Source organism: Cohnella algarum (assembly GCF_016937515.1).
GTDB classification, from domain to species: domain Bacteria; phylum Bacillota; class Bacilli; order Paenibacillales; family Paenibacillaceae; genus Cohnella; species Cohnella algarum.
This window is the reverse complement of the sequence record NZ_JAFHKM010000002.1, coordinates 5,237,192-5,250,222: the sequence shown is the minus strand read 5'-3', so window position 1 is coordinate 5,250,222 and position 13,031 is coordinate 5,237,192. Positions and strand designations below refer to the sequence as shown.

Annotated in this window: 7 protein-coding genes; all 7 read left to right on the top strand. The window is 59.3% G+C overall.

Going from position 1 to position 13,031, the window contains the following annotated elements; genetic code table 11:
• The first annotated feature begins 204 nt into the window (after positions 1–204).
• The 7 genes from JW799_RS23655 (at position 205) to JW799_RS23625 (ending at position 12,961) form a co-directional block, all read left to right on the top strand.
• Positions 205–2,028, top strand: coding sequence for a sensor histidine kinase (locus JW799_RS23655; RefSeq protein ID WP_205431983.1), 1,824 nt, complete (start codon positions 205–207; stop codon positions 2,026–2,028).
• Positions 2,021–3,553, top strand: coding sequence for a response regulator transcription factor (locus tag JW799_RS23650; RefSeq protein WP_205431982.1), 1,533 nt, complete (start codon positions 2,021–2,023; stop codon positions 3,551–3,553). Before JW799_RS23655 ends, JW799_RS23650 begins: the two co-directional genes overlap by 8 nt.
• A gap of 158 nt (positions 3,554–3,711) precedes the next feature.
• On the top strand, positions 3,712–5,202 hold the full coding sequence (locus tag JW799_RS23645) for an ABC transporter substrate-binding protein (RefSeq protein ID WP_080838991.1): 1,491 nt from the start codon (positions 3,712–3,714) through the stop codon (positions 5,200–5,202).
• Positions 5,203–5,291: 89 nt separating this feature from the next.
• Complete coding sequence (locus JW799_RS23640) at positions 5,292–6,224, top strand: ABC transporter permease (RefSeq protein WP_080838992.1); 933 nt, start codon at positions 5,292–5,294, stop codon at positions 6,222–6,224.
• A 26-nt stretch (positions 6,225–6,250) separates the two neighbouring features.
• A complete protein-coding gene (locus tag JW799_RS23635) occupies positions 6,251–7,168 on the top strand; it encodes a carbohydrate ABC transporter permease (RefSeq protein WP_080838993.1) in 918 nt (305 codons plus the stop codon).
• Between the two features lie 73 nt (positions 7,169–7,241).
• Positions 7,242–9,542: a glycoside hydrolase family 3 N-terminal domain-containing protein gene (locus tag JW799_RS23630; RefSeq protein WP_420830656.1), complete on the top strand. Its 2,301-nt coding sequence runs from the start codon at positions 7,242–7,244 to the stop codon at positions 9,540–9,542.
• A gap of 23 nt (positions 9,543–9,565) precedes the next feature.
• The gene (locus tag JW799_RS23625) at positions 9,566–12,961 is read left to right on the top strand and encodes an alpha-mannosidase (RefSeq protein ID WP_205433082.1); all 3,396 of its coding nucleotides are present in this window, start codon (positions 9,566–9,568) and stop codon (positions 12,959–12,961) included.
• The last annotated feature ends 70 nt before the right edge of the window (positions 12,962–13,031 follow it).

The following is a 13,031-nucleotide window of genomic DNA, read 5'->3' as shown; positions in this document are numbered from 1 at the left end:
TCATGTAAATAATATGGCCTCCCGACTGCAACGCATTCATGAGTCCGGCAGATCGGGAATGCGTTGCCGATCCGGGCTTGCAATGCGATTGCCGGCCGCAACCGATATCCGCGGAATCTATCGATCCCGCGCAACGCCCCCCGCTGCTAACGCAAACCCGCCGATATGTTATAATAGCCTCATTCGACAGAAGGAGCCCGCATCATGGACATCGGCGCCGTTTACCGCAAGTACTTCAAAAACAACCTCTTTCTCAAAATCATCCTGCTCTTTTCGGTCATCACGATCGTGACGATCATCACCTTTTCCTATTTGATGTACCGGAACGCGGCCCAGACGGCCGTCCGGAGGGAACTGGACAATCAGACCCGGGCGATGGACAGCGTAAACCGCTACATCGGAGGGAAGGTCGAATCCGTCCAGGCGATGATGAACGACATCTACCGCAGCGACAGCCTGTCGGCGGAGTTGAGCATTTTTTTGTTGAATTCCTACGAAGAGTATGTGAAATTCCAGCTGGATCAATTTACGGCGGAAGAGACGAGCGAATTGGGGAGCGCCCTCGACTATTTTCTCGGGCGGATCGATTCGGACAGCTCCATCCGCAACATCGTGCTGTACAGCTCGGATCGGCAGGTGCTGTATTCTCTTGACGATAACAGACGGTTCAAGCTCGTCGTCACGAACATGGCGCGATCGTACATCCCCGACGTGATGGCGGCGGAATCGCGAAACGTCACGGCGCCGAATTACTGGGTAAGCAAAGCGATCGGCCGCGACGATCCCCGGATGTTCGCGGTGCGGGTTCCGATCAACGACAAGCAAACGCTGAAAAATATCGGCCAGTTGCTCGTTTATTTCGACTCGGAGCAAATCGCAAGCGCGCTTGCCGGCTATCCCGAGATGAAAGGCACGATTCACGTTCGGGATGCGAACGGGCGCGTGTTTTACGATTCGGCGGGAGCCAGGTACGGCTTGAAGCTCGAGCCCGAATCCGGCGAATCGACGGCCGTGCTGGACGGACAGCATATCGAAGGCGACGTGTACACGAACAAATTGTCCTCCGGCGAGGGCGGATACGCGATCGTCGGGGAAGCGACCCGCGAGGAGATGGCGGTTTCCTACGCCGGAACGCGCAACACGATCCTTTTGATCAGCTTCATTTGCATCGCGGTGGCGACGCTCATTCCGTCGCTGTTCATCATGAACTTCGCCAAGCGGACGAATGAAATTATCCGGTTTACGCGCAAGGTCAAAAACGGCGACCTGAACGCCCGCATCGACGAAACCCGGGAAGACGAGCTCGGCCAAATTTCCAAAAGCTTCAACGCGATGCTCGACGAGCTGAACCAGTATATCGACAAAGTGTACAAGGCCGAAATCAATCAAAAGCACGCGGAGCTTGCGGCGCTGCAGGCAAGGGTGAATCCGCACTTTTTGTACAATACGCTGGAAGTCATCCGCATGCGGGCGTTTTCCCAAGGCGACAGCGACGCGGCGGAAATGATCTACAGCCTGTCCGTCCTGTTCAAAAATCTGGTCAACCCGAAGCGGCAAAGCACGATGCAAAGCGAGCTGGAGGCGTGCCGGCTCTATCTGGAGCTGTTTCGCATCCGCTACAAAAACAAATTCGCCTACGAGATCGATTGCCCGCCCGAGCTTTCGGGCGTTCCGGTCATGCGGCTCGCGCTGCAGCCGATCGTGGAAAACTATATCGTCCACGGGATCGATCCCGCAAGAGAGGACAACTTTCTCGCGATCCGCGTCCGGCCGGAAGGCGGCGACATTCGCGTTACCGTCGAAGAAAACGGCAAAGGGATCGAACCGGACAAGCTGGCCGAAATCCGGGATCGGCTATCCGTTGCCGAGGAAACGGAAGGTTCGTTCGGCCTGCGCAGCGTACACGCGCGTCTGAATCTCGTGCACGGCCAGCCGTACGGCGTGGACATCGAAAGCGAGCCGGGCGAGGGGACGACGGTAACCGTCCGTCTCCCGCAAGCGGAAGAGGGGGTCATTCACGATGCTTAACGTATTTTTGGCGGACGACGAGCCGTTTATTATCGAAGGCTTGTACGACATGATCGACTGGGCCGCGCTCGGGCTCGAAATCGTCGGCCACGCGGAGAACGGGCGCCTCGCGCTGGACGCGCTGGAGCGAACGCCGGCCGACATTCTTATTACCGACATTTCGATGCCGGTCATGAACGGGCTGGAGCTGATCGCCGCCGCCAGGCGGCGCCTCCCCGAGCTGAAGGTGATCGTCTTGAGCGCGTACAGCGATTTCGATTTTCTGCGCGAAGGGATGAAGCTCGGCATCGAAAATTATTTGCTGAAGCCGATCAACGTCGGCGAACTGAAGGAAACGCTGAGCAATACGGTGCTGAAGCTGAACAGCCTGAGGACGGAGACGCTTTTTCACGATTACGGCATTCAGTTGATTAAAGACAACACGCTTTACCGCTGGCTGACCGGCACGATGGCGGAGGCGGAATTCAGGGAGCGCGCGGAAATGCTCGGCATTCATCTTCGGTCGCCCTATGCGGCTGCTGTCGTTCTGCGCGCCGGTTCGGATCGTCCGGAGGAAGCCGAGCGATTGTTCGGCCGGGTCAAAAGCGCGGCGTCCGGCGAGGAGACGGGGATCGTGTTCCGCGATATGGACGGGGACATCGTTCTGCTCGCGGGGTACGGCGACGGGAATGCCGACAAGCAGCCGCTCCTTCGGGCGCTGTCCGGGCTCCGGTCCGATCAGCCGGGCGAGCTGCCGGATTTTCGGCTGTCTTCGGGAAAAATCCACCCTACGGCCGCCGCCTCGGAAAGCTATGCCGAAGCGAAAAAAGCCCAGGAATTTTTCCTCGTCTATCCGGATTGGGACTGGATCGATTACGGGGATCCGCGCGCGTTCCGGCAGACCGCGGCCGGGGAGTTCCCGATCGACTGGCCGAATTACGCCAAGCTGCTCGTCGCGAAGGACGGGGAAGGGCTGGCGGAGAAAATCAACGAGGACTTCAATCGGCTCCGGGAAAGCGAGGGCGTGACGCCGTCGTATTTGAAGGAGCTTGCCGTCGAACTGATCGTCCGTTTCAAAATGGAGCTGCAAAGCATTAAACGGACGGAGGAGCCGGAGCTGTTCGCCACCGCTTTCGAAAGCGTAGGGGACGCGGCCGAAATCGCCGGGCTGGCGGAAGCGGTCATCCAGGTCGCGCGGCGCTGCGTCGATTCGCTCGTTCGCGACGTCCGCAGCCCGGTCGTGCTCCAGGTGCTGAACGCGATTCACGAGCGCTACGCCGACGAGCTGTCGCTGAAGACGCTCGGCGCGCAGTTTCATATCCACCCCGTCTATTTGGGGCAGCTGTTCAGCAAGGAGACGAGCGAGTCGTTTACGGAATACATCAACAAATACCGCATCGAAAAAGCGAAGGAGCTGCTCAAAACGACCCATCATAAAGTGCATGAAATCGCCCGGATGGTGGGATACTGGGAAACCGGCTATTTTTACAAGCAGTTTAAAAAATATGTGGGCATCTCTCCGACGGAATTCAAGGCTTTGCTTTAAGGCAACGTTAACGGAAGATTAATTCGACTGCACTCGCTGCAGTCTTTTTCTTTAGTTTAAACAGCATATCTTAAGTTTGTCTTCTATTTGAAAATGCTTTCATGAATTACAGTTAAATTGTCATTAAATTACTTCACCTGAGGGGGAGACGGAAAAAGATGAGCAAAACGAAAAAAAGGTTCGGGCTTTTGCTCGCCTCGCTGATGTCGCTTTCGCTTGTGCTTAGCGCCTGCGGCGGCAACGACAACGGCGAGAGCGCAGGCAGCGCGTCGGGTTCCGCCGGCGGTTCCGAAGAAACCGTCGAATTGATCTGGTACACGATCGGAACGCCGCAAAAAGACGTGGATGCCGTCATGGAAAAAGTAAGCGAGTACACGAAGGAAAAAATCAACGCGACGATTACGATGAAACAAATCGATTGGGGCGACTACACGCAAAAAATGCAAGTCAACGTCGCTTCCGGCGAACCGATGGACATCATCTTCACCGCCGCCGGCGGCTTCGATTACGTGCAGAACGTCCGCAAGGGCGCGTTCCTCCAAATCGACGATCTACTTACGCAATACGGCCAAGGCATCGTCGACACGATCGATCCGGGCTTCCTCGAAGGCTCGAAGGTCGACGGCCACAACTACGGCATTCCGGCCAACAAGGAGCTTCCGCAGCAGGAAGTATGGCGTTTCAACAAAACGCTTCTGGACAAGTACAACCTGGATATCTCGAACGTCCGCTCGCTTGAAAGCCTCGAGCCGCTGCTCAAGACGATCAAGGAAAACGAACCGAACGTCACGCCGTTCGGCATGGACAAAAACCACGTTCCTTACGTTCCGTACGACTATCTCGTAACGAACCTTCCGATGGCCGTCAAGCTGGATACGACCGACTACAAAGTCGTCAATATCCTCGAAACGGAAGAAATGAAACAAGCGCTGGCCACGATGCGCAAATACTACCAAGCGGGCTACATTTCGCCCGAAGCCGCAACCGTCGGTTCGACGCAAGATCTGACGCTGTCCGGCAACTGGCTCGTCGACCGCGCGCAAACGCAGCCGCTCGCCGACAACCAGTGGTCCGCAACGTACGGCTACCCGGTCGTTTCGACGCCTGCCAGCGACGCGATCATTACGAACACGTCCGTTCAAGGCTCGATCATGGCGATTTCCGCCAACTCCGAACATCCGGAAAAAGCGATGGAGTTCCTGAACCTGCTCAATACGGATCCGGTCCTGCGCAACATGGTCGATTCCGGCATCGAAGGCACGCACTACGAAAAAGTCGGCGAAAACCGGATGAAAAATCTGGACGCCGCCAAAAACTACGACATGCCGTCCTACTCGCTCGGCAACAACATGCTTCTGTATCTGAACGAAAACGATCCGGACAACAAGTGGGACGAATTCAAGAAGTTCAACGCCGAAGGCGTGGCGTCCCCGATTCTCGGCTTCAACTTCGACAGCACGAAAGTGGCGACCGAAATGGCGTCCATTCAAAACGTCAAGGAACAATACTGGGCATCGCTCATGACCGGCACGGTCGATCCGAACGAATACTTGCCGATCGCGATCGAGAAATTCAAAGAAGCCGGCATGGACAAAGTCCTTGCGGAAGCGCAAGCGCAGCTTGACGCATGGGTAGCCGAAAACAAGTAATCGAACGCAGTCGTCTAGCGAAAAGATCGGGCGGGTGAAGGCTCGCCCGGTCTTTTTTAACATGATACGAGGAGAGGAGCGTTGACGTTATGGGCGGCTCGTTTTTTCGAACGCTTTTCCGCAATCGGGTGATGCTGCTGATGGTTCTGCCCGGCGCCGCGTGGTTTTTGTTTTTTTCCTACATGCCGCTGATCGGCACCGTGGCCGCATTCAAGGAATACCGCTTCAGCAGGGAAGGCTTCTGGCACAGTCTGTTCAACAGCGAAAACGTCGGCTGGGACAATTTCCGGTTTCTGTTCAGCACGGACGCGGCGTTTACGATAACGCGCAATACGCTGCTTTACAATATCGCGTTTATCTTTTTGGGGCTCGTATTTTCGGTGGCGATGGCCATCATTTTGTCCGAAATCGTAAACAAAAAAATGGCCAAATTGTATCAGACGGGGATGTTTTTGCCCTACTTCCTGTCGTGGGTTATCGTCGGTTATTTCGCGTTCAGCTTCCTCAGCATGGACCGCGGGCTGCTTAACCATATTCTGGGCTATTTCGGGGTCGAGACGATCGGATGGTACAACGAGCCGAAATATTGGCCGTACATTCTCGTTTTCGTCAGTCTGTGGAAGTCCGTCGGCTACAACAGCGTCGTCTACCTGGCCTCCATCATGGGGATCGACCGATCGCTGTACGAAGCGGCGATGATCGACGGGGCGAACAAGTGGCAGCAGGTCCGCAACATTACGCTTCCGCTGCTGAAGCCGATCATCATCATCATGACGCTGCTTGCGGTCGGGAAAATCTTTTACGCGGACTTCGGCTTGTTCTACAGCGTGCCGCGGGATTCCGGAACGCTGTACTCCGTGACCAACGTTATCGACACCTATGTATATCGCGGTTTGAAGACGACGGGCGAAATCGGCATGAGCACGGCTGCGGGTCTGTATCAGTCGGTCGTCGGCTTTGTGCTCGTAATGGTGTCCAACTTCATCGTGCGCAAAATCGATAAAGACAGCGCGCTGTTCTAATCCGCTTTCGAAAGGAGTGATCGCTCATGGCCGCAAAAGCGAAGAAAAAACGGGATTTCCATCAATTGACCCCGGGCTGGAACGCGGTTCTCAATACCGTCGCCGCCATATTTGCCATTTTGTGCGTATTTCCATTTTTGTTTGTCGTCATCATTTCCTTTACCGACGAAAAAACGCTGGCCACGAACGGCTATCGGTTGTTTCCGGAAAAATGGAGCCTCGGAGCGTACAAGTACGTGTTCGAAACGGGGGACATGCTGCTCAAGTCGTACGGCGTGACCATCCTGGTCACCGTCGTCGGAACGCTGCTCAGCCTGCTTATGATCGCCCTTTATTCGTATGCCATCTCGCGTAAAAGCTTCGCCTATCGGCGGTTTTTCTCCCTGTTCGCGGTATTTACGATGCTGTTCAGCGGGGGGATGATTCCAACCTATATCATCGTGACGCAAGTTCTCGGCCTCAAGGACAGCTTGTGGGCGCTGATTTGGCCGCTGGCGATGAACGCTTTTTATATTATGATTTTGCGAACGTTCTACATGACAAGCGTCCCCGACGCGATCGTCGAATCCGGAAAAATCGACGGCGCCGGGGAGTTCAAAATTTTTTACCGCCTCGTCTTGCCGTTGTCGCTTCCGGGTCTCGCCACGATCGGCCTGTTCAGCACGCTGGGCTACTGGAACGACTGGTTCAACGCGCTGCTCTATATCGACGATCCGAACAAGGTGCCGTTGCAGTCAATGCTGATGCGGATCGAATCGAGCATGTCGTTCATTCAGCAAAATTCGGCCAACAGCTCGATCAGCCTCGAAGTGATGCAGAACATGCCGCAGGATACGGCCCGCATGGCGATGGTCGTGCTGGCCACGGTTCCGATCATTTTCGCTTATCCGTTTTTCCAACGCTATTTCGTCCAAGGCTTGACGGTCGGCTCCGTGAAAGAGTAACGAAGCGGGCCTGGAAGCGGGACGGGCATCGGAAATTTTTCCTTCATTTATATAGAGGGCAGGGTGAATGTCAGTGGATTACAAAGATCCGGCGAGGCCCGTCGAAGAGCGGGTCGAAAGCCTGCTCGGGCTGATGACCTTGGAAGAAAAGGTCGGCCAGCTCGTCCAGCCGTTCGGCTGGCAGACGTATACGTCCAAAGACGGGAAAATCGAATTGACCGAAACGTTCAAAGAGCAAATCCGCCAGGGCGGCGTCGGCTCTTTGTACGGCATGCTGCGTGCGGATCCGTGGACCGGCGTCACGCTGGAAACGGGACTTTCCCCCGCGCAGGGCGCAGAGGCCGTCAACGCCATTCAGCGCTATGCGATCGAGCATTCGCGGCTCGGCATCCCGCTGTTGATCGGGGAAGAGTGCTCGCACGGCCATATGGCGATCGGAGCGACCGTGTTCCCGGTGCCGCTGCTAATCGGCAGCGCCTGGAACGTGGAGCTGTACCGCCGCATGTGCCGCGCCGTCGCCCTGGAGACGCGGGCGCAAGGCGGAGCCGTCACGTATTCGCCGGTGCTCGACGTCGTCCGCGACCCCCGCTGGGGCCGGACGGAGGAATGCTTCGGCGAGGATCCGTTTTTGATCGGGGAGCTTGCGGTCGCCGCGGTCGAAGGCATGCACGGCGAAGGGCTGGACAGGGACGACAGCGTGGCGGTGACGCTGAAGCATTTCGTCGGTTACGGAAGCTCGGAAGGCGGACGGAACGCCGGTCCCGTTCATATGGGCTGGCGGGAGCTGCTGGAAGTCGATTTGTACCCGTTCCGCAAAGCGGTCGAGGCGGGCGCGCAGTCGGTCATGCCGGCCTATAACGAAATCGACGGCGTGCCGTGCACGGTAAATCGGGAACTGCTGGACGACGTGCTGCGGGGACAATGGGGCTTCGACGGCATGGTCATCACCGATTGCGGCGCGATCGACATGCTGGCGGGCGGACACGACACGGCCGAAGACGGCCTGAGCGCGGCGGTTGCCGCCCTGGAAGCGGGCATCGACATGGAAATGTCCGGCGTCATGTTCGGCAATCATTTGGCCGATGCGGTGCGGCAGGGCAAGCTGTCCGAAAGCAAGCTCGACGAGGCCGTTCGCCGCGTGCTGAGGCTGAAATTCCGGCTCGGCCTGTTCGAGCGTCCTTACGCGGACGCGGCACGGGCGGCCGAGGTCATCGGGTGCGAGGAGCATGCCGGGCTCGCGCGGCAAATGGCGGCCGAAGGCGTCATTTTGCTGAAAAACGAAAGCGCGACGCTCCCGCTGTCGCCGAAGCTCGGGAAAATCGCCGTCATCGGCCCGAACGCCGATCAGGGCTACAACCAGCTCGGCGATTACACGTCGCCCCAGCCGCAAGGACAAGTGTCCACCGTGCTGGCGGGCATCCGCGAGCGGTTCGCCGGCGAGCCGGAGCGCGTGCTGTACGCGCCGGGCTGCCGGATCAAGGGCGACGACCGCGAAGGGTTCCCGTCCGCGCTGGCCGCGGCCAAGGCGGCGGACGTCGTCGTCATGGTCGCCGGGGGTTCGAGCGCCCGCGACTTCGGCGAAGGAACGATCGACCTGAAGACCGGAGCGTCCAAGGTGAGCGACAACCCGTGGAACGACATGGATTGCGGGGAAGGCATCGATCGGATGACGCTGGGGCTGTCCGGCGTTCAGCTGGAGCTGATGCAGGAGCTTAAAGCGCTCGGCAAGCCGCTCGTCGTCGTCTATATCAACGGCCGGCCGATCGCCGAGCCGTGGGTGGACGAGCACGCGGATGCGATTCTCGAAGCCTGGTATCCGGGGCAGGAGGGCGGCCGGGCGGTGGCCGACATTTTGTTCGGCGATGTCAATCCGTCCGGCCGCTTGACCGTTTCGATTCCGAAATCGGTCGGCCAGCTTCCGGTGTACTACAACGGCAAACGCTCGCGGGGCAAGCGTTACCTGGAGGACGACTCGCAGCCGCGGTACCCGTTCGGCTTCGGCCTTAGCTACACGGAGTTCGATTATTCGCGCCTGACGGTCGAGCCGAGCGTCATAACGCCGGACGGGTCCGCGACGGTGACGGTCGATGTTACGAATACGGGCCGACGCGAAGGCATGGAAGTCGTGCAGCTGTACGTCTCCGATGCGGCGAGCTCCGTGACGCGGCCCGAGAAAGAATTGAAAGGCTTTGCCAAAATCGCGCTGAAGCCGGGCGAAACGAAAACGGTAACGTTTACGGTAGGACCGGCACAGCTTGAATTTATCGGCCTCGACTATCGTCCGGTCGTCGAGCCGGGGCTATTCCGCATCCATGCGGGGAAAAACGTCAAGGAAACGATCAGCGCGGAATTGACGGTGCGAAAGGACGCGTGACGATGGAACGGTTGGAGCTGCAACTGGAACGCCTCAAACGATGGATACGCGAAATGTCCGAGGCGCAATGGCTGACTAGGGAGGCGTTCCGGTCGTGGGAAATCGTGCGCACGACCTACGTCCTCCCCGGACAATACGAAAATACCGCCCCCTATCCGGAAGGACAGGGGCTTGACCATTTTCCGAGCGTGCAGGGAACGACCTATTATTTTCGCGCGACTCCGGATTTGTCCGGGTACGCGGAAGACGGCCGGGTCGGCCTCTTGTTCGAATCCGGCGGCGAAGGGCTGCTGCGGGCGAACGGGAAGTCCTATCAGGGACTCGATCGCAATCACGCATACGTGACGCTGGATCTGGAACGGATCGGCACGCATCCGGAGCTGGAAATCGAATTGTTCGATCCGGTGCCGGAGCCGGTCGATCCGCTTAATTCCCAGGCGGTCATTCAGCCGCCGATCGCGTCGATCCGCAGCGAGCTCGTTCGCCCGAACCGGGCGGTGCAAAGCCTCATGTACGCGGCGATCGTCGCGCGCGATTCGGCCGTGCTGCTGCCGGAGACGGATTTTCGGCGGGTTCGGCTGCTCGAAGCGCTGCTAGCGGCGATGGATGCTTACGTCGGCTTGGAGGCGGATGCGATCGCGGAAGGGTCGGCCGTCTCCCGGATCGAAACGGAACTGAAGGATCGGGTTCGGCAGACTGGCGGCAACGCCGAAGGCACGATGCGAATGATCGGACAATCCCACATCGACATCGCCTGGCTGTGGCCGATGCGGGAAACGGTCCGCAAGACGAGCCGGACGTTCTCGACGGTCGACGCGCTCATGCGGGAGTATCCGGAATTCAAATACGCGCAAAGCCAACCGCTGCTGTTCGAGTTTTTGAAGCGGCACGATCCCGAACTGTTCGAACGGGTGAAAGAACGGGTTGCCGAAGGCCGCTGGGAGCTCGTCGGGGGCATGTGGGTGGAGCCGGATTTAAACATTCCGAGCGGCGAGTCGCTCGTCCGACAAATGCTGTACGGGCAAGCGTTTTACCGGAATGAATTCGGCGTAACGTCGCGAATCGAATGGCTGCCGGATACGTTCGGGTACTGCGCTTCGCTGCCGCAAATTTTGAAGCACGGCGGGATCGAATACTTTATGACGACGAAGCTCGGCTGGAACGACACGAACGTGTTTCCGCACGATTTGTTCCATTGGGTCGGCATCGACGGCACGCCGATTTTGTCCTATTTGAACCACGGCGTCAACGAGCATACGCTGCCGAAGGATATCCACGAGCATTGGCAGTCGTACCGGCAAAAAGCGGCTCACCCCGAGCAGATGCTGCTGTACGGCCACGGCGACGGCGGCGGCGGGGTGACGCGCGAAATGCTGGAATTCATCGACCGCGCGGAGCTGATGGTCGGCCAGCCGGAAAGCCGTTACGGAACGGCGGCGGCGTTTTTCGCGGGAATCGCGGAACGCGCGCCGAAGCTGCCCGAATGGCGCGGCGACCTGTATCTGGAGCTGCATCGCGGGACCTATACGACGCATGCGCGGAACAAGCGAAGCAACCGCAAGGCGGAGTCGCTGTACCGCGAGGCGGAGCTGTGGCAGTCGCTGGCGCTGCCGCGGCTTTCGGCCGAGCGGGATCTGGAGCTGCGCGGGCTGCTGCATGACGGCTGGAAGCTGATTTTGCAAAACCAGTTCCACGATATTATTCCGGGTTCGGCGATTACGGAGACGTACGAGACTTCGGAAAAGGAATACAAGGACGTATTCGAAAAGGGCCGCGCGGCGTGCGACACCGTTCTGGCCGCGCTGGCCGGACGGACGGATGCGGCGTCGCCGGAGCAGCCGGTCATTCGCGGGGATGGCGGCAGGTCGTTCGTCGTGTTCAACAGCCTCGGCTGGGAACGCGACATCGTCGTCGAGCTGCCAGCGGCAACGGCAGGCATTCGGCGCGGCGAACGAGCCGGGATCGCGGCATACGACGCGGATGGCCGCATGCTTGCCGCGGACGTTATGGCAACGTCCGGGCCGAACGGGGCGGACTCCGGCGGCATCGACGGCGTCGTTTCGGGCTCGGCGGATTCCGAAGGCCGCGAGTGCCGCGTTTCGATCCGAGTTCCCGCCGTTCCGGCGTTCGGCTGCAAGACGATCTGGCTGCGCCCGGCAAGCTCCGCCGCGGATTCGGCCGAGCGGGAAGCAAACGCTTCGGTCGGCGGCCTGGCGGGTGCGCCGTCCGAGCCGTCCGGGCTGGGCGTGGCTGTAGTGCCGGACGAAATCAAAGAGTGGAAAGAACCGGAAAGGTTGCAAGGGCTGGAAGGTCCGGAAGGTCCGGAAGGTCCGGAAGGTCCGGAAGGTCCGGAAGGTCCGGAAGAACTGGGAGACGCTTGGGAGACGGGGCGCTACAAGCTCGTCTTTAACGAACGCGGGGAAATCGCGAGCCTTTACGACAAGGAAGCCGGCCGCGAGATCGTCAAGCCGGGCGAAGCGGCCAACCGGTTCCATTTCTATCACGACCGTCCGACGCTTTGGGATGCCTGGGACATCGATGACCGATACGAACTTCAGCCGGCGGGAGACGCGGTGCTGCTGGAAAAGCGCGTCATGCTCCGGGGGAAAGTCAAGGACGTGCTTCGCTTCCGCTGGAAGCTGCACCGATCCGAAATCCGGCAGGACCTGATTTTGTACCATGGAGACAAGCGGATCGACTTCCGGACGGAAGTCGACTGGAACGAGGCGCACAAGCTGCTTAAGGTCGGCTTTCCGATCGATGTCGTGACCGACAAGGCGACGTACGAAATTCCGTTCGGGGCGCTGGAGCGGCCGACCCATCGCAATACGAGCTGGGAGCAGGCGCAGTTCGAGGTGTGCGGCCACCGGTTCGCCGACGTCTCCGAAGCGGGTTATGGCGTCAGCCTGCTGAACGATTGCAAATACGGCTACGACATTCAAGGCTCGACGATCCGTCTGTCGCTGCTGCGCGCGCCGAAATGGCCGGACGACACCGCGGATCTCGGCAAGCACGAGTTCACGTATTCGCTCTACCCGCACGAAGGCGACTGGCGCGGGGCGCACACGGTTCGCAAGGCGGCGGAGCTGAACGCGGCGGCCGCATGCGTCGAGGGCGGGCCGGTGCCCGGATCGTTCGCGCTGCCGGGCGCGGCCTCGTTCATTCGCTTCCAGGCAAACCATGTCGTGCTCGACACGGTCAAACCGTCGGAAGACGGCGGCGGCATTATCCTCCGACTGTACGAATCCGCCGGAGGCCGCGAACGGGTAACGATCGGTTGGCCGCAGCCGGTCCGCAAAGCGTTCGTGTCCAACGCGCTCGAGGACGAGCTGAAGGAGCTGGCGTTGACGGACGGAGCCATCGAGCTCGCTTTCCGTCCGTTCGAGATCAAGACGGTGAAGCTGGCTGCGGGAGTGTAACCTTCCCGGCTCGCGCTCCCGCCGGGCAGGGGCCAACCGCCGCATCCGCGGTTCCGGCGCTCCGCTGCCG

What these genes read in the sequence shown, in the direction of transcription:
- JW799_RS23645 (WP_080838991.1), top strand. Translation starts at nt 3,712, where the DNA reads ATGAGCAAAACGAAAAAAAGGTTCGGGCTTTTGCTCGCCTCGCTGATG.
- JW799_RS23635 (WP_080838993.1), top strand. Translation starts at nt 6,251, where the DNA reads ATGGCCGCAAAAGCGAAGAAAAAACGGGATTTCCATCAATTGACCCCG.
- JW799_RS23650 (WP_205431982.1), top strand. Translation starts at nt 2,021, where the DNA reads ATGCTTAACGTATTTTTGGCGGACGACGAGCCGTTTATTATCGAAGGC.
- JW799_RS23640 (WP_080838992.1), top strand. Translation starts at nt 5,292, where the DNA reads ATGGGCGGCTCGTTTTTTCGAACGCTTTTCCGCAATCGGGTGATGCTG.
- JW799_RS23655 (WP_205431983.1), top strand. Translation starts at nt 205, where the DNA reads ATGGACATCGGCGCCGTTTACCGCAAGTACTTCAAAAACAACCTCTTT.